Below are 16,134 nucleotides of genomic sequence, written 5' to 3'. Positions count from 1 at the left end.
AGCGCAGGGGACAGGACAGCCCTTGCCGGCCAAAAACGCCCGCCCCACCGGTCAATGCCGCCGTGGGACCGGTCGGGTTGCGCAGCTAATGGACCGGCGCTGTCGCCAGCGCGGATTCCAGCCGTCGTGTGACTGCACCGCTTCGTTGCTCGTTCGCCAGCCATCCATCGACGGCCTTCAGCAGCTCGCCGTCGCGAAGCATCAGGATCGCCTTGTCGCCTTGCGTGAACGTGGCGGGGGTCGCACGGCACAATCCGGGTTTGCCGCGCACCTGCAGCTCCACTTCCACGTCGTCAGTGATCATGACGTCGGCGCGACCGAGACGGATCTCGTCGAAGATCGTGCGGTTGTCCGGATGCAGGCTCACCTTCGCCCGCGCGATGTGCTCGCGAACGAACCGCTCATTGGTGCCGCCCGGATTCACGACGACACGCGTCCCGGGCTGGTCGATCTCTTCGAGCGTATCGAGGGATGTCTCCCGGCCGCATCGGACGATCGGTGTCTTGCCGCCGCGGTGATAGGAAGCAGAGAACGCAGCCTCCGCGGCTCGCTCGGCCGTGATGCTGATGCCGCTCATCGCGATGTCGAATCGCCCGCCGCGATAGTCGCCCATCAACGTCGGCCAGCTCGTGCGAACGAAATGGGGCTCCACGCCGAGTGCCTTCGCGAGCTGCACGGCCGCATCGATGTCGGCACCGCGGAGTATTCCGCCGGCATCGCTGCTGAAGGGCGCGTAGTCGCCAGTCGTCCCGATTCGCAGCACGGCGCTCGCCTTGATGCGCGCCAGCGCCGGAACAGGCGTATCGCGAAGCGCGGCCAGTGCGCCGACCAGCTTCGCGGCATCGGCGCCGAACCTCTTCTGCCACTGCAGTGCTGCCGGGCTGTTGGCAAACCCGGGCCGCTGCAGTTCAGGGAGCGCGAGATAGATTGCACGGAGCAGTCGATCGCCGATGTCGTCAAGCGCGGGACGCAACTCTCGAGCGAGATCACGCACCGGTGGAGGCTGTTCGCGCCCGGATCGCCAGGCATCGATCTTCTCCGCCTGAATGCGACGCGCGATCTCGATCTGCAGCGCGAACAGCGTGCGGGCGCTTCCCGGCTCGATTCCCAGCTTCTCGGCACGCGCGACTGTGGCATCGAGGACAACCTGCTCGCGATCCGCATCGACGACTGGAAGCGACTTCGCGTACTTCCACGACGCGACGGCGGGCATCAGCGCGAGACGCTGCTCGATGAGATCGAAGACAGCTGCGACGTCGGCGGCAGGATCGTCGAAGTGCACCTCGTCCGCGCGAGCCGGCAGGCTCAGCGCGCAGAGTGCGATGAATGGAATCAGGAAGAAGCGAGGCATCCGGTTACGATGCCTTCGAATCCCTGGCGCATGCAAGCGCCGGGATCGTCGGGCAGGCGCCCTGCCTGCCCGACAAAGAGCGGATCAGCCCTTGTTGATCGGCGCGACGAGATCGAGCAGACGGCTGAGGAGCGAAGGCTTGAGGCCTTCGACGTCGAGCGTTTCCTGCTGGCGCGGAATGTCGTTGAGATGGAGCTTGAACTCCTCATCCACTTCCGACGAGACGAAGGAGTACATCGGTGCCGAGCGGGCGGCGGCACGCGCAGCAGGCTGGGCGGGTGCTCGCGCAGCGGCGGCTGCGGCATGACGAACCTGCGAGGGACTGGCGCTCATCGACGGAAATCTCCGGGTGAAACTTGAGTGGACGTCGGGCAGCCTAGAGGATCGGCATCCCTCGCCGCGTGAGCTGAGTCACGTTCGCACTGGTCTTCGCCGCGCTTCCTGTGGCATGTTGATTCGAGTGCACTGAGTTCGCCCGGAATCCGACCCATTATGTTCAGCCTCTGTCGCCACGCACCGACTTTCATTGCGTTGCTGATCGCACTCGCGACCTTCGCGGGATGCTCGAAACCCGCGCCGCAGCGGACTGACGACTGGTCGCTGCAGACAGGTGAAGTCGTGAAGGCACATGCGGAAATCGGCGGCATCGCGACGCGATACGAAGCGCGCTTCGACAAGGAAGGCGCACTGACGAGCATCATCGAAACGCGCACTCCCGATGCACGCGAACTCGCAGGCGCTTACACATTCAAGGGAGCGCGTCTTCTCGAATACAAAGGTCCGACGATCGATGGCGCGAAGGACGCTGCGCTTACGTTCAATCTGCAGGGAGCGCTGACGGCGGGTGGCGAAGGTCTGTCGCCGGAAGAAATCGCTGCTGTCACCAATCGGGCTCAGCTACTGCGCAGCCTCGCACTCACGCGCAAGACATCGCAGGGCCACGGCGATTAGCTGCCTCAGGCCAGCGCCGGGAGCGTGATCTCGACCTTGAGTCCTTCTCCGCCGCGATTGAACGCGCGAACCGTGCCGCTGTAGAGATGGATGATTCGCGCCGTGATCGCGAGCCCGAGCCCTGTGCCGCCTGAATCGCGATCGCGCGATTCGGCGACACGATAGAACGGCTCGAACACGCGCTCGAGCTCGGCCTCGGGAATACCGGGACCGTGATCTTCGATCACGATGCGGATGTCACGGCCTTCCGCGATCAGCGAGACCATGACCGCAGTGTTCTGAGTCGTGAATCGAACGGCGTTGCGCAGCACGTTCTCGATGGCACTGCGCAGAAGCGCGTGATCGCCATCGAACGGCACGGGCGGCCCGGCTTTCCATTCGACCTGTTTGTTGACCGCGGTCGCTTCGAGCCGCGCGTCGTCCACTACTTCACTCAACAGGATCGTGAGATCGAGCGGCTCGCGCGGCAACTGATGCTCGACGACGCGCAGCTGCGACAGCTGCAGCATCTGGCCGATGATTTCGTCCAGTCGCTCCGCTTCCAGCTCGATGCGATCCAGCTGGCGCGTGAGATCCGCTCCTTCGCGTCGCGCAAGGCCCAGCGCCACACGCAAGCGGGCGAGCGGAGAACGCAGTTCGTGCGACATCGCCCGCAGCAGCGTTTCCTTCGATGCGATCAGGTTGCGGACGTGATCAGCCATCGTGTCGAAGTCGCGGGCGAGCACGCCCAGCTCGTCCTTGCGGCGCGAGAAATCTTCGGCGACGTGCGTGTCGAGATTCCCGGCTGCCAGCGAGCGTGCGCTGGCCTGCAGATGGACGACAGGCTTGCTGACGTAGCGAGCGAGCAGCCAGCAAACGAGTCCGCTGACCACGAGTGCGAAGGCAAGCAGCAGCAGACGAACGTCGGTATCGCGCAACGCCGACAGCGGCCAGCCGGCGGTGTCGATCATCACGGTATAGACGGAACCATCGCGATCCGTGAACAGCGGCGTCAGCAGCAAGGGATCGTTGCGCCGGCTCGGCAGGACGCCGACGCCGAAGAATCCGGCCTCTCTCATGCGCCTGGCGTAGCTGCGCAGCGCCTGCGGCAGCGGCCGGTCGAGAATGTCTTCTCCCGTCTGCCCGACGACATAGATTGGCCGGCCCGGGTACTTGCGCTGCGTCTCCGCAAGCCACGTTCGCATCGCCGGCACACCGCCCGAGTAGAGAGCGGCCTCCGCCTCCTCGCCGAGCTGACGGATCGTCACGCTCTGCACCTGGCTCAGGCGATACCACGCGACTCCCGCGGTCGACAGCAGCACGAGCAGCATCGCTGCCCAGAAGGACAGGAAGATCCGGAGAAACAGGGTTCTCACGAAGCCGGCTCGGTGCGCGCTTCGGAGGAGGCGATCAGGACGTAGCCGGCGCCGCGGATGCTGCGGATCTCGGGCAGTCCGTTCTCACCGAGGCCGAGCTTGCGACGCAGGTTGCTGACGTGAGTATCGATGCTGCGATCGTACGGCGTGAGGCGCCGTCCGAGCACGCGCTCCGTCAGCGATTCACGCGATTGGACCTGGCCGACGGCGCGCATCAGCACTTCGAGCAATCGCAGCTCCGTGCCGGTCAGGCGAATCGACTGGCCGGAAAGCGTGACGTCGAAGGTGGCCGGATCGAGCCGGATCGGCCCGACACTCACTGGATGATTCGGCGTATCCGTTTCGCGCCGGGAGAAACGGCGCAGTACCGCACGCACACGCGCGACGAGTTCGCGCGGATTGAACGGCTTCGCCAGATAGTCGTCGGCACCGAGCTCGAGCCCGACGATGCGATCGACGTCGGCGCCGTGCGCGGTCAGCATTACGACGGGCACGGACAGCGAATGCCGCAGGCGCCGCAGCACTTCGAAGCCACTGAGCGACGGCAGCATCACATCGAGGATCACGAGATCGTAGGGCACCGACTGGCCCGTCAGGCGCGCCAGCGCGTCGGCGCCGTCACGGACCAGCGAAACCTGAAAGCCTTCGGCGGTCAGGTATTCGGTGAGCATCTGGCCCAGTTCACGATCGTCGTCGACGATCAGCAGGGAAGCGGGAACTGTCATGGCGCCATCAATCCGCAAACATCAAGGGGTTGTCGACTGCGCTGCATGATGCCGGACCCGCCGCCCGAACGCCCGGGAACTTTTCCCGTCTGCGCGGCCCCGGGCGCCAAGAATCGTCAAGTCCATAGGTATTTGCGGCGCCCGGCGTTTGCCGGCTCGCGGTGCACAAAAGGCTTGTAGATCAGCGCCGACAGCTTTTCGCTGCACGGCCATTGCGGGGAACCGCTCTCATTCACGAGGCGTTCGAATCCACGACTTCGCAGAAAACTTCGTGCGGCATCGACCGGCATCGATCGATCCGACGAAGGCGCCGAAGAAGGCTGTCACGCAAAGTCCTGGGCACGGATGCATCGCCTCGCTGACACGCTGCGCGCCGGCGCACGGTCACAACGACAACCGGAGACACACATGAAAGCACTTCTCACTGTTGTAACTGCAACGTTGCTGTCGGCCGCCGCGATGGCTGGCGACGACAAGACCCATGCTGCGACGTTCGATTCGCTCGACAAGAACGCGGATCAGCAGATCAGCAAGACCGAAGCTGCCGGCGACAAACACCTGTCGGAGAGCTTCGCCGCGATGGACGTGAACGGCGACGGCTATCTGAGCAAGTCCGAATTCGCGGCCAAGATGAAGACGAAGTCCTAAAGACGGACGATCGCGATGACTGGCGGGCCCCGGAACGACCGCAAGTTCCGGGGCCTTTGCTTGCGCGACTTGCTTGCGGAACGCGGCTGCGGCCCAATGACCGGGCAGATCGCTCACAGCGGTCGCAAGGTAAGCAACGGAGAGGCCCATGCCCGTACCCTGGCTACAGATCGTGCAACTCGTGCCGTCCATCCTGGACGTGTCGCGCGAACTGCTGCGCAAGTCCCGCAGCCTGCCCCCGCCGCCGGTCAATCCCGAAGATCTGAACGAAGCCTCGGCAGCACGCATCGCGAGACTCGAGGAGAACGAACGCCGTCAGGCGGAGCTCATCGGCCAGATGGCGGAGCAGATTGCGCAACTGACCAAGGCAGTCACGGTGCTGTATCGCAGGGCGATATGGCTGGGGGCCGCGACGAGCGTGGCGATCGTGATGGCGGTGATTGGGATGGTGAGATGAGCGATGAGCGATGAGCTTGCCGCCCCCTACCGCCTCGCCGCCTCATACAACCCCGCCACCTTCGGCACATTCGCCTGCAGATCCTTGATCCGCGAATCGCTCGAGGGATGGGTGCTGAAGAATTCGGACTTGCTGCCGCCCAGTTTTCCCATCTTCTGCCATAGCGTGATCGATGCGTTCGGGTCGTAGCCGGCGCGGGCCATCAGTTCGAGGCCGACGCGATCGGCTTCTGCCTCCTGCTCGCGGCTGTGAGGCAAGGTGAACGTAACGGCGGCGACCTGATTCGCGAGCTCCATCGTCATGTCGCCAGCACCGGTTGCCAATGCGATCCCTGTCAGGGCGAGCTGTTGCGCGTATGCGCGCGACAATCGTTCGCGGGAATGTTCGCGCAATGCATGCGCGATTTCGTGTCCGATCACCGCAGCGAGCTCCGCGTCCGTCGCGTGCAATTGTTCGATGAGCCCGGTGTAGACCATGATCTTGCCGCCGGGCATGCAGTAGGCGTTCACGTCGTCCGTGGTCTGGACGTTCACTTCCCATTTCCAGTCCGCGGCATCGGGACGAAACACGGTCGTCTGAGGGATCAAGCGTCGCGAAATCGTCTGCACACGGTCGTACGTGTTCTTGTCCGCATTGAGCGCGCCCTTCTGCTTCGCCTTGTCCAGCTCCTGCTGGTAGGCGACCTGCGCGCCCTTCTCGACGTCCGCCTCCGACACGAGCATGTGCTGTTTTCGCTCGACGCCGATCGCGCCAGGCTGCGTCGTCTGGACTGTCTGGCATCCGGCCGCGAGCACCGCGATACCGGCAATCAGCACTTTGTGGAATGAGCGCATATGTTGGAAGTTGGATGGCGGATAGCGGATGGCGGATAGGCCGCTTCGCGGGCTCTTCGAGCTGCCGAACTCCACCGACTGAATGACTGTAGGACGCTTTTGTACCTGTGACGGTTCCTTGGGACGAGACTCATGGATGCTTCGGCTCGAGAGCGCGACAGCCCCCTATCCGCCATCCGCCATCCGCCATCCGCTATCCGCTATCCGCTATCCGCTATCTACTTCTGCTCCGCCGGATTCCCGGTCACGACGAAGCGCGCCAGCCGCTTCACCTGCCCGCCGACGACTTCGTCGACGATGGGCGCCCAATCAGCCAGCGGCCGGTCGGCGAATCCGCCCACGTTGTAGGTCACAGTGATCTTGGAGCCCCCGCCGGCTGCTTCGATTTGCCAGGTGAGCGCACCGCTGACACCGAACTCCTGCAGCGGTCCGAGCGCACCGACGAGGCGGAGGGTTTTCGCGGGCTGCGCGTAAACGACGTGGGCATGTTCGATACCTGCGTAGAGGCTGAGCTTCTCGCAGAAGCAGCCGCGCGGCACCGGATCGAGGCTGAGATTGCGCGAGTCACCGGAATACGTGTGCTCGCTGTCCCACCACTTGCCGATGTCGGAGAGCGCCGCCCACACGGTCGGCGGAGGGACGCCCGCCGCATCGACGACATGGCGAATGCTGAAACCACCCGGTGCGGCGCTGACGATCTCCGCGTTCGCTGCGGGCGCGAACACCGCACTCACCGCAATGCAGGCGAGCAGTGCCCGCCAATGGCCGGAACGAATCATGGTCTCCTCCCAGAGGTCGTGATCCCGACGCCGGAGGATACCAATACGCTGGTGACCCGGTGGAGACACTGGCGTTCGGGCGCAATCCGGGCGCGATATCCCGTGGAACGGTATGCAGTCGCCGCCGATCGAGCCACGAACCGTCAAACTGGGGTAGCCTTGCCGCCCTGCCGATGCCTCGGCGGAGAAAACTCGGGGAACCGATTCATGGCGATCAAGGAACAAGTAGTCGAGTACAAGGACGGCAGCGTCACGTGCAAGGGCTTCCTCGCTTACGACGATTCGCGCCCGGGTCCGTTGCCCGGCGTGCTGATCAGCCATGCCTGGGGTGGACGCCAGGAACCTTTCGAACAAAAGGCTCGTGACCTCGCGCGCCTCGGCTATGCCGGCTTCGCTATCGATGTGTACGGCGAAGGCAAGACTGCCACCGCACCGCCGGAATGTTCCGCGCTGATGCAACCGTTCGTCACCGATCGGCCGATGCTCCTGCGACGACTCAACGCTGCGCTCACCGCAGCCAGCGCGCAACCTCAGATCGATGCGCGTCGAATCGCCGCGATGGGCTACTGCTTCGGCGGCCTTTGTGTCCTGGACCTGGCCCGAAGCGGCGCCAACATTCGCGGCGTCGTCAGCCTGCACGGTGCGCTCAAGCCGCCTCCTGGCCCTGCCCCGTCGAAGATCACTGCGAAGGTTCTCGTCCTGCACGGACACGATGATCCGATGGTGCCGGTCGAAGATGTCGTTGCTCTCGAGAAGGAACTCACCGCCGCTGGCGCGGACTGGCAGGTTCACGCTTATGGCCGCACTCAACATGCGTTCAGCGATCCGCGCGCGAACATCCCGTCGATGGGCCTGCAATACAGCGCGGATGCGGACCGGCGGTCTTGGACGTCGCTGTTGAACTTTTTTGAGGAAGTGCTGCGCTGACTGAGTTTGCCGTCACTCCCGCGCAAGCGGCAGTCCATCTGGTAGACCGCAATGGATTCCCGCGTGCGCGGGAATGACAGAATCGATGCTTCGCTGCTTGTGACTACGACTGGTGCCTCATGAAAAAAACCCGCGCGAAACGATCTGCGCCTGCCCCCGAACCGGTGACCGAAGCCCAGGCACAGGAAGCGGTTCGACTGCTGCTTCGCTGGGCCGGCGACGACCCCGATCGCGAAGGGCTGCGCGATACACCGACGCGCGTGGTCCGTGCGTATCGCGACTGGTTTTCCGGCTATCTGAGCGATCCGGCGGACTATCTGCGCCGCACGTTCGAAGAAGTGGAGGGTTACGACGAGATGATCGTGCTGCGCGGGATCGAGTTCGAATCCCACTGTGAGCACCACATGGCGCCGATCATCGGCCGCGCTCACGTGGGCTACCTGCCCACCAACAAAGTCGTCGGCATCAGCAAGCTTGCACGCGTCGTCGATGGCTACGGCCGCCGGTTCCAGGTGCAGGAAAAAATGACGGCGCAGATCGCGCGCTGCATCGATGAAGTGCTGAAACCGCGCGGCGTCGGTGTCGTGATCGACGCGTCGCATCAGTGCATGACCACCCGCGGCGTCCACAAGCGCGGCGTTTCGATGGTCACCAGCAAGATGCTCGGCGCTTTCCGCGACGACGCGCGAACGAGAGCGGAATTCTTGCGGTTCATCGAGATCGATGGAGCGGGATGAGGACGAAGCCGGCTAGCTAGCGAGCGAGAGCAAGTCATTCCCGCGAAAGCGGGAATCCATCGGGAACAATCCCACGTGCGCGGGAGTGACGGCAGCGCTTCCTCTCCGGCTGGTTGGCTAGCCGCCCTCCCATTTAACAGTTGTCCCACTTCCCACCCCTCCCCATCAGGGACTTCCTTAGACGCACGTTCCTTGTCAACGCCGCCGTTGTCTCCGTGTGATCCACGTCTCGTAGTCAAATTCACTTCCGCCCTAGCATCGATCCCACGGACTGAATCGAGCCTGGGATCCGGAGCATCGGGAAAGTGAATGCGCACGCACACAACGTAGAGTCTGCCGCGCCGCCGCGTGCACGCGCCGAACACATCTCCATCGAGTCGACACCGGACATAGCAACGCCGCAGCGCCAGCCGCATCGGCGCACGCTCTCCAAGTTCACGCTCGCCAGCAAGCTGCGCCGCATCTCCACCGAACTGTCGATCCTTCAGGATCACTATCTGTCCGTGCGCCAGGCGAGCGGTACCGAACAGCCCATAAAGTATGTCGTCGACCTGCGCTTCGTGAACGCGCGGCCGGTGCGCGTCCGGAACATTGCGTGGGTGTGCCTCGGGCTCACGATCGCGTTTCTGCTGACGTCCGTGGGCGCATTCCTCTGGGCCTACTCGCAGGCCGAGGTCCTGTGGGCCCATCCTGGATTCTTTGGTGCGGTCGGTGCATTGCTGGTGACAGCGGGCGCGTTCACGCTGTTCCTGCGGCGAACGACGGAAGCGCTGCAATTCAAGAGTGTTCACGGTGGTGCTACGTTGATCAGCATCATCGGCGGTATCGGTGCCGCGAAAGCAGGCAAGGCCTTCCTCGTCGACCTGATCAAGAACATCAACGCGGCGAAACAGGCTCGCCCCCAACCATTGCCCCATTTCCTGCGTGATGAGATGCGCGAGCATCATCGCCTGCGAGAGGCGAACGCGATCACGGAGCAGGACTACGAGGCGAGCAAGGCGAGGATTCTCGCGGCGCACCGATGAGCGCGGCCGTATCGATCACCGCCTTCACAGGCAGGTGATCCGATGCCTTGCGTGAGAGTTCGCTGCGATGAACTTCGACGCTGCGCAGTGCGGCGCGCGGGCGCACCCAGATTCGCGTCAGTGCGAGACACGGTGCGAAGGAAGGAAAACCCGCGGGTGCCGGCGGTTCACCGAAGGCCCGATGCGCTTCCTTCAGCGTGACCGCGCCGCGATACCACTCATTCATGTCACCCAGCAGGATCGTAGGCATGTCGAGCGGATGCTCGGCGAGCGCCTCCATCAACGCGCGCCATTGAGTTCGCCGCTCCGACCGAGCGAGACCGAGGTGAGTCGCGATGACCCGCAGCGGTCGACCTCCCATATCGAGCTGCACATCAAGGGCGCCGCGAGGCTCGAACCACGAATGACTGAGATCGTGGCGACGAACGCTCAACACCGGTAGTCGCGTAAGCACCGCGTTTCCGTATTCGCCCGTTCGCCGCACGATGCGCAGCCCCGGGATCGCCTCCATGTTCATGTCGCGCGCGAAGCGCTCGAGCTGCATCGACTCTTCATGTTCGCCGGGCTGATTGTCGACTTCCTGCAGCGCATAGATGTCGCAGTCGAGTTCCTTGAGCACGCTCACGATGCGACGGGCGCTGCAGCGTCGATCGAGACCCACGCCGCTGTGGATATTGTAGGAGGCGATGGCGAGTGTTCCGTTCGCTCCCCCGTGCGACTCCGGCACCTCAGGCCGTGCGGGTTCGACCGACGCCATGATTCCTGGACTCGCGGCTGCTTTTCGCCGTGCTGTCGTCCGACCGCAGTTGCGCAGCGGAAGCGAGCAGCCAGCGCCGCACCCACCACGTCGCGATCGCAATCAGCAGCACGGCCGCCGCGAGCAGCCAGTAATTGACGCTGCCCGTATCGTCCAGCGCCGCCTTCAACTGGTCGCCGAAGACGGTGGCGAGCAGCGTGCCCGGCAGCATGCCGATCGCCGATCCCACCATGAAGTGCCACAGCTTGATCCCGACCGCACCGGCCACGATGCCTTCGACGCTGAAAGGCGCGAGCGGCACGAGACGCAGCGCAGTGATCGCGATGAGGCCGCGTCGCCGCAGAACCTGGATGATGTCGTTGAGCTTGCGGCCGGCCATTCGCCGCACGGTGTCCCGATCGAACTGTTGGCCTGCGAAGTAGGTCATCCAGGCCGCGAACTCCAGGCCGATCATCGCGTATGCGAATCCGAGCCACGGCCCGAACGCTACGACAGCGAACAGCGTGATCGGAGAGCGCGGAAACATCACGATGCACGCCGGCGTATACGCAAGGATCGTCACGATCGGTGCCCACCAGTTGCCGCCGAACTCCTGCGCCCAGGCGACGATGCGTCGGGCGTCCATGAGCTCGGAGAGTGGCGTCAATTGCCACAGCGCAGTGAGCCCAACCAGCACGAACGCGATCGCTGCGATCTTGCCCCAGGCCGGACCCGTCGAGGGACGAGCGGTTTCGACAGCATCGTCGGCACTGAAGATCTTCGCCAGCTCACTGAGGCCGACGGGCTTCTCGGGATCGGCAACGCTCAACACGTTCAAGAGGCCATCCGATGTCTCGGCGCCGCCCTCGAGGTCGCGCAATGTCCTGTGTTCCTGCTGCAGCTCCGTGATCGTCGCACCGAGGGAGCCCGTCCGATCAATCATCCGATGCACGACCTCGGGATCCCGACCGAGGTGCTCTCCCAGCAATACGGCGCGCAGTTCGCGAATCGATTGCCGCACGTCCTCACGACCGTCCGCGGCGATCGTGAGATCGCACTCGGTATCGAGGCCCATGGATCGATTCGCCACGTTTGCCGAGCCGATACGTACGATGTCATCGTCCACGATGATCATCTTGGAGTGCACGTCGATGCAGGTGCCCTCCTTCAATCCTTCGATGTAGGGATACACTACACGAAGACGCTGGTACTGATCGGCCGCCTCGAGGCGAGCGATCATGCGGGTGCGCAGCGCCTCCATCGTCATTTCCTCGAGCCAGCCGTGACTCAGCTTGCGCAGCACGATGATCACTTCCGGACCGTCGGCTTCCTGAAGACGCGCTTCCAGCGCGTCGCCGATGCGCTGTGCCGTGAAGTACTGATTCTCGAGGTAGATGCTGTGGCGCGCCGCCGCGATCATATCGACGTAGAGCGCTTCGACCTCGCGTGCCTCGCTATGACCGTTGGCGGAAGGCGCGGTCCGCGAAATCGCGACAGGAACATCGCTCACGTTGACGTTGAGCACCTGCGGCCAATGCGATTCCGTCAGCTGAACGGAACGACGCAGTCCCTTTCGATGTCTCACCCAATCCATCTTCCGCGGAGTCGTGGGCGCTCGCAGCGTTTCACCGGTGGCAATGCGCCAGCGCTCCCGAACGAGATCGCCGAGCGCGCGTGCCGCATCCCCCTCGACTGCCATCATCATGTCGTGGAACGGCGGATAGGCCGAGCCCTCGCTTACGCGGTGCGAATCGTCTGCAGCGTGCGCACACGTGTCCCAGCGGCGACAGGTGAGATCGATTCCGCCATTGAACGCCAGCAGATCGTCGACCACGACGATCTTCTGGTGGTGCGAACCGCCGGTTGGATGCGTATTGTCGTAGCGGAAATGCACACGACGGTGCGGCTTCCAGCCGAGCCCATAGATCGGCGCCCATTCGCGATCCATCCCGAAGATCATCGGGTAGTCCCAGATGAGGATGTGTATCTGGAGATCGCGGCGCTCGCGCGCCAGGCTGTTGAGAAACTCGCCGAGTTCGAGATCGCAGTCAGTGCCGTCGCCCTGGCACAGAAGCCGCGTGCGGCTGTGGAAATCCCAGCCCGTGATCAGGAGCGAGCGTTGCGCCTTGCGCGCAGCCTCGACGAACGCCTTGAAATAGGCGTCAGCATCAACGATGTACGCCGCACGTGTCGCATGCTCGACGCGCCAGCAATTGCGGCCCGGCTCGAAGAGCCTGGCCGGTGCCGGTTCAGTACGATGCTTCGGTAAAGGGATTCCCGCTGCCATTGTCGGGAAAACGCCGCTCGTAGCGGCCGGGTTCCTCAGAGGCAGGGACCAGAGAAAGAATCTCCACGGGGTACACGGGGATCACGGGGGAACGAATTCAGATGTACGGGACCGCCTCATCTGACGCCGCGGCCCGTTGTGCGCCGAAAATCCTGCAAAAACTTCGTTCGCGTTTACTTCCTCCCCCGTGATCCCCGTGTACCCCGTGGAGATCTTCACTCTTCATTCTGATCCTCAGTACCCCCGCGCCACATCCACGACCGAGAGCATCCGCTCCCCTGCGATATACCGCCGAAGATTCTCTCTCGTCACCGCGATCTGCGCGTCGAAGCCCAGGTCGGAATCGTTCGCGACGTGAGGTGTGATGATCACGTTCGGCGCATCCCAGAGTGGATGGGTGGACGGCAGAGGCTCCGGGTCCGTGACGTCGAGTCCCGCACCTGCGATCTGCTTGTTCTTGAGAGCCGCAACCAGTGCGTCGGTGTCCGCGCTGCCGCCGCGTGCCACGTTGATGAAGTACGCGCTGGGTTTCATCTTGCTGAAGAAGGCCGCATTGAAGATACCTTTCGTCTCCGGCGTCAGCGGCGCCGTATTGACGACGAAATCCGCCTCCGCAGCGAGCTTCGGCAATTCGTCGGGCAATCCCACGTAGCTCACATAGTCAGGTCCGCTTCGGCCGCTCGCGCGCGTGGCGATGACTTTCATTTCCATCGCGTGCGCCCGCTTCGCCACTTCACTGCCGATGCCGCCGAGGCCCACGACGAGCATCGTCTTTCCTTTCACGACGGCCATGCGTCCCGGCGGCGTCACACGCTTCCATTCGTGTTTGGCTTGCTGCGGGATGTAGAGATCGAGCCCGCGCGTGAACGCAAGCGTCATGGCCATGACGTGTTCGGCGATGATCGGGCCGCCGATGCGCTGCATGTTCGTGACGAGGATGTTGCGTTCGCGCACGCCGGGGACCGACACGCAGTTCTCGACGCCGGCAGTCACGAAATGAATCCACTGGATCGATTTGCCCGCGGCGAGCGCCTCCGCGTTGCACACGCCGAACAATGCGTCCGCATTCGCGGCCTGTTGGGCGATCTGTCCCGGCGTCGCGGCGACGAACTCGACATCGGGAAAGTCCTTGCGAAGATCGCCGATCATCTGGCTGACGAAACCGCCGACGACGATGCGCTTCGGCTTGCGCCAGCCGGCGCGGTCGCTCACCGGCTTTTCGGCCTGCTCCAGGTGGTAGCGCTCGATGATCGCGTCGTCGACCTTCTGAGCAGCCGAGACCGGAGCGCAGGCCCAGGCCAAGGCAAAAATCATCAACCAGCGGGCTGCAGTCGGCATCGCGAACCTCGGGTGGGAACTCCTCGACACTGCAAGGATAGCCCGAGGTCGCGACGATCCGAAATGGAACGCTTCCTCAAAGAATGACCACGATCGACTTGGCCCTCAGCACGTTGGCGTTCTCGTCGTACACGCCGTGGGCGGTCAGCGATCTGGCGGCGCCGCCAGCGGTGAGCTGCCGTTGGATCTCCGCAAGGAAGTCGGCGAATTCATGGAACGACCGGCACGAACCGCGTGAAGCTACGACAAAGGCGGCGCGATCCCCGGTGGGCACGAGCTGGGGCGAAGCGGGCAGGTCCAGCAGATCGCGGACACGCCAGCCCGTCCGGAGGACGTGCAGCCTCCCGAGATCGGGATTCTGCAGATCGACGATCAGGCCCGAATCGTCGGCGGTCGAGAACGGTGCATCGGTTCCGTCCATGCCCCAGGTGACGGTCAGGGACGAACGCGAATCGCGCATGTCGACGACAGTGCGAGCCTCGAAGTCCGGGGGCGCGGCACCGAAGGTCGTCGCGAAACCAAGCACCCGGACGGAGCGTCCCTCGCGCAGATTCCCACCGAGGAAGCCGGTGGAGACCTCGTAGCTGTCCGGGTCCGCATCCTGATCCGCGCTGGCGCCAGTTCCCGCGAAGTCGAAGGCACCGACCGCGCGTCCGTCGATCGATTCCAGCTGCAACTCGAGATTGCCGGCGCTCACGTCATGCACGGTTCCGGACAAGTGCGTGGGCAGCATGCGCACACGACCCTGCGTGGCATCCAGCACCGCGGCTCCCGCCTCGTCTTCGATCGAACCGAAGGCGAGAACGCGCTGGCCGACGGAAACATCCTGACTGTCGAATGCGCTCGACGATGGCGCGCCTACCCTCAGCACCTTCGTCGTGGAACTGACTCGGACAACGATCGGGTCGCGAATGAAGCGGGAGCTGCCGTCGTCACTGCGATCGAGCGTGCCTCCGCGCACGATGAGTTCGTCACCGACTCTCGACAGCACATTGCCCAGCACAGCATCGACGCCAGCGCCCGGCACGCTCGTGCCTGCATAGACCGTCTGCGCGTCGAATCGACGATCGCCCCGCGACAAAGTCCCCACCGCCAGAGTCTGCGTGCCCGCTCCGGCCGTGGCCAATGCCTGCAAACCCGCAGCGCCCGTCGACGCAGTGCCGTTCACTTCGAACGCGGTCGATGCGTTCGTGTACACGGTTACCTGGCCGAACTTTCCGCTGCGGTGACCGAACGGCCGGACATCCACGACGTAGCTCGAAGACGCCGCGTCGACGCTGACGAGTGGACCACGCAGTCTCAGATCCTTTTCGTCCACGGGCTCGAGCGACGCGACGAGCGAAGGTGTGGCAGTCACCGTAGCCGGCGATGTCGTGAGATCGACGGTATTGGACGCGGCGAGATCGAAGTCCAGCGTCAGCAACGATGGCCGACCTGGTGACACCGTCAGGTGATTGCGATTGTCGAGCACGACGCGCACGTCGACGATGCCGAGAGGACTGCCGTCGGCACCGACCACTCGCGCCTCGACCGGCTGACCATTCGATTCGACCGTCACCGCTGCGTTCGAGTAGTCGAGCCGCAGCGACCCTTCGACATAGGCGCCGTTGGGTACCGTGGCGGAGGTCAGGAATTCGCTGAGATCGACGACCTGCGCGAAATCGATCCGCGTCGTCAGGGGTAGCGTTTCGACGGTATCGCCGTTCGCCCGCTTGAGGGTCAGGGACTGGACGTCGACGGTGTAGCTCAGGAAATCACCGTCGGCATCCGTCATCGCGATGATCACGTTGCCGCAGTCCGCGGGCGTAACGCATCCTGAATACACGGGTCCGGGTGGCTGCTGGGTCGCCGCGTCTCCGCCGCCGCTACCGCACCCCGCCAGCATCAAGGCACCAATGGCGCCCGCAGCAAACCGCACCAGGACCGGAACGCGCATGGCGGGATCTCCCGTTGAGAACACAACGGAGCATAAACGTGCGGGTCCG

The 16,134-nt window shown here is 64.0% G+C and carries 16 protein-coding genes; 6 read left to right on the top strand and 10 right to left on the bottom strand.

Going from position 1 to position 16,134, the window contains the following annotated elements; translation table 11 throughout:
* Positions 1-85: 85 nt before the first annotated feature.
* Entirely contained in the window at positions 86-1,351 is a 1,266-nt protein-coding gene (gene aroQ, locus HNQ60_RS17120) for a gamma subclass chorismate mutase AroQ (RefSeq protein ID WP_184333987.1), read from the bottom strand.
* A gap of 84 nt (positions 1,352-1,435) precedes the next feature.
* The gene (locus HNQ60_RS17115) at positions 1,436-1,684 is read right to left on the bottom strand and encodes a hypothetical protein (RefSeq protein ID WP_184333986.1); all 249 of its coding nucleotides are present in this window, start codon (positions 1,682-1,684) and stop codon (positions 1,436-1,438) included.
* 159 nt (positions 1,685-1,843) lie between these two features.
* On the opposite strand from HNQ60_RS17115, the gene HNQ60_RS17110 reads away from it, so the two are divergent.
* The gene (locus HNQ60_RS17110) at positions 1,844-2,302 is read left to right on the top strand and encodes a hypothetical protein (RefSeq protein WP_184333985.1); all 459 of its coding nucleotides are present in this window, start codon (positions 1,844-1,846) and stop codon (positions 2,300-2,302) included.
* Between the two features lie 5 nt (positions 2,303-2,307).
* Here the strand turns inward: HNQ60_RS17110 and HNQ60_RS17105 are convergent, their stop codons facing one another.
* Positions 2,308-3,657: an ATP-binding protein gene (locus tag HNQ60_RS17105; protein WP_184333984.1), complete on the bottom strand. Its 1,350-nt coding sequence runs from the start codon at positions 3,655-3,657 to the stop codon at positions 2,308-2,310.
* Positions 3,654-4,382 (bottom strand): response regulator transcription factor, encoded by a 729-nt coding sequence (locus HNQ60_RS17100; RefSeq protein ID WP_184333983.1) that lies wholly within the window; start codon positions 4,380-4,382, stop codon positions 3,654-3,656. Before HNQ60_RS17100 ends, HNQ60_RS17105 begins: the two co-directional genes overlap by 4 nt.
* 408 nt (positions 4,383-4,790) lie before the next feature.
* Between HNQ60_RS17100 and HNQ60_RS17095 the strand changes: the two genes are divergently transcribed.
* Both HNQ60_RS17095 and HNQ60_RS17090 read left to right on the top strand, forming a co-directional pair.
* Positions 4,791-5,030, top strand: a complete 240-nt coding sequence (locus HNQ60_RS17095; protein WP_184333982.1) for an EF-hand domain-containing protein — start codon at positions 4,791-4,793, stop codon at positions 5,028-5,030.
* A 148-nt stretch (positions 5,031-5,178) separates the two neighbouring features.
* Positions 5,179-5,487, top strand: a complete 309-nt coding sequence (locus HNQ60_RS17090; protein WP_184333981.1) for a hypothetical protein — start codon at positions 5,179-5,181, stop codon at positions 5,485-5,487.
* 26 nt (positions 5,488-5,513) lie between these two features.
* Here the strand turns inward: HNQ60_RS17090 and HNQ60_RS17085 are convergent, their stop codons facing one another.
* A complete protein-coding gene (locus tag HNQ60_RS17085) occupies positions 5,514-6,320 on the bottom strand; it encodes a M48 family metallopeptidase (RefSeq protein WP_184333980.1) in 807 nt (268 codons plus the stop codon).
* A gap of 218 nt (positions 6,321-6,538) precedes the next feature.
* Complete coding sequence (locus tag HNQ60_RS17080) at positions 6,539-7,099, bottom strand: SRPBCC family protein (RefSeq protein WP_184333979.1); 561 nt, start codon at positions 7,097-7,099, stop codon at positions 6,539-6,541.
* Between the two features lie 207 nt (positions 7,100-7,306).
* On the opposite strand from HNQ60_RS17080, the gene HNQ60_RS17075 reads away from it, so the two are divergent.
* From HNQ60_RS17075 to HNQ60_RS17065, 3 genes are all read left to right on the top strand, one after another.
* The gene (locus tag HNQ60_RS17075; protein ID WP_184333978.1) at positions 7,307-8,026 is read left to right on the top strand and encodes a dienelactone hydrolase family protein; all 720 of its coding nucleotides are present in this window, start codon (positions 7,307-7,309) and stop codon (positions 8,024-8,026) included.
* A 119-nt stretch (positions 8,027-8,145) separates the two neighbouring features.
* Positions 8,146-8,763 carry a GTP cyclohydrolase I FolE gene (gene folE, locus HNQ60_RS17070; protein ID WP_184333977.1) on the top strand — a complete coding sequence of 206 codons (618 nt, stop codon included), beginning with the start codon at positions 8,146-8,148 and terminating at the stop codon, positions 8,761-8,763.
* 305 nt (positions 8,764-9,068) lie between these two features.
* A complete protein-coding gene (locus tag HNQ60_RS17065; protein WP_184333976.1) occupies positions 9,069-9,788 on the top strand; it encodes a hypothetical protein in 720 nt (239 codons plus the stop codon).
* Here HNQ60_RS17065 and HNQ60_RS17060 read toward each other — a convergent pair.
* The 4 genes from HNQ60_RS17060 to HNQ60_RS17045 form a co-directional block, all read right to left on the bottom strand.
* A complete protein-coding gene (locus HNQ60_RS17060; protein ID WP_184333975.1) occupies positions 9,733-10,545 on the bottom strand; it encodes an endonuclease/exonuclease/phosphatase family protein in 813 nt (270 codons plus the stop codon). The genes HNQ60_RS17065 and HNQ60_RS17060 overlap by 56 nt on opposite strands.
* Entirely contained in the window at positions 10,517-12,811 is a 2,295-nt protein-coding gene (locus HNQ60_RS17055) for a VTT domain-containing protein (RefSeq protein ID WP_184333974.1), read from the bottom strand. The genes HNQ60_RS17060 and HNQ60_RS17055 overlap by 29 nt, the downstream gene beginning before the upstream one ends.
* Positions 12,812-13,045: 234 nt before the next feature.
* Complete coding sequence (locus HNQ60_RS17050; RefSeq protein ID WP_184333973.1) at positions 13,046-14,149, bottom strand: D-2-hydroxyacid dehydrogenase; 1,104 nt, start codon at positions 14,147-14,149, stop codon at positions 13,046-13,048.
* Between the two features lie 76 nt (positions 14,150-14,225).
* On the bottom strand, positions 14,226-16,085 hold the full coding sequence (locus HNQ60_RS17045; protein WP_184333972.1) for a DUF4382 domain-containing protein: 1,860 nt from the start codon (positions 16,083-16,085) through the stop codon (positions 14,226-14,228).
* Between the last annotated feature and the right edge of the window lie 49 nt (positions 16,086-16,134).

This window comes from Povalibacter uvarum (assembly GCF_014202975.1).
GTDB lineage: Bacteria > Pseudomonadota > Gammaproteobacteria > Steroidobacterales > Steroidobacteraceae > Steroidobacter > Steroidobacter uvarum.
Note: the sequence above shows the minus strand (reverse complement) of the source record. Positions and strands in the feature narration are given on the sequence as shown.

What these genes read in the sequence shown, in the direction of transcription:
- aroQ (WP_184333987.1), bottom strand. Translation starts at nt 1,351, where the DNA reads ATGCCTCGCTTCTTCCTGATTCCATTCATCGCACTCTGCGCGCTGAGC.
- HNQ60_RS17115 (WP_184333986.1), bottom strand. Translation starts at nt 1,684, where the DNA reads ATGAGCGCCAGTCCCTCGCAGGTTCGTCATGCCGCAGCCGCCGCTGCG.
- HNQ60_RS17110 (WP_184333985.1), top strand. Translation starts at nt 1,844, where the DNA reads ATGTTCAGCCTCTGTCGCCACGCACCGACTTTCATTGCGTTGCTGATC.
- HNQ60_RS17100 (WP_184333983.1), bottom strand. Translation starts at nt 4,382, where the DNA reads ATGACAGTTCCCGCTTCCCTGCTGATCGTCGACGACGATCGTGAACTG.
- HNQ60_RS17095 (WP_184333982.1), top strand. Translation starts at nt 4,791, where the DNA reads ATGAAAGCACTTCTCACTGTTGTAACTGCAACGTTGCTGTCGGCCGCC.
- HNQ60_RS17090 (WP_184333981.1), top strand. Translation starts at nt 5,179, where the DNA reads ATGCCCGTACCCTGGCTACAGATCGTGCAACTCGTGCCGTCCATCCTG.
- HNQ60_RS17085 (WP_184333980.1), bottom strand. Translation starts at nt 6,320, where the DNA reads ATGCGCTCATTCCACAAAGTGCTGATTGCCGGTATCGCGGTGCTCGCG.
- HNQ60_RS17080 (WP_184333979.1), bottom strand. Translation starts at nt 7,099, where the DNA reads ATGATTCGTTCCGGCCATTGGCGGGCACTGCTCGCCTGCATTGCGGTG.
- HNQ60_RS17075 (WP_184333978.1), top strand. Translation starts at nt 7,307, where the DNA reads ATGGCGATCAAGGAACAAGTAGTCGAGTACAAGGACGGCAGCGTCACG.
- folE (WP_184333977.1), top strand. Translation starts at nt 8,146, where the DNA reads ATGAAAAAAACCCGCGCGAAACGATCTGCGCCTGCCCCCGAACCGGTG.
- HNQ60_RS17060 (WP_184333975.1), bottom strand. Translation starts at nt 10,545, where the DNA reads ATGGCGTCGGTCGAACCCGCACGGCCTGAGGTGCCGGAGTCGCACGGG.
- HNQ60_RS17055 (WP_184333974.1), bottom strand. Translation starts at nt 12,811, where the DNA reads ATGGCAGCGGGAATCCCTTTACCGAAGCATCGTACTGAACCGGCACCG.
- HNQ60_RS17050 (WP_184333973.1), bottom strand. Translation starts at nt 14,149, where the DNA reads ATGCCGACTGCAGCCCGCTGGTTGATGATTTTTGCCTTGGCCTGGGCC.
- HNQ60_RS17045 (WP_184333972.1), bottom strand. Translation starts at nt 16,085, where the DNA reads ATGCGCGTTCCGGTCCTGGTGCGGTTTGCTGCGGGCGCCATTGGTGCC.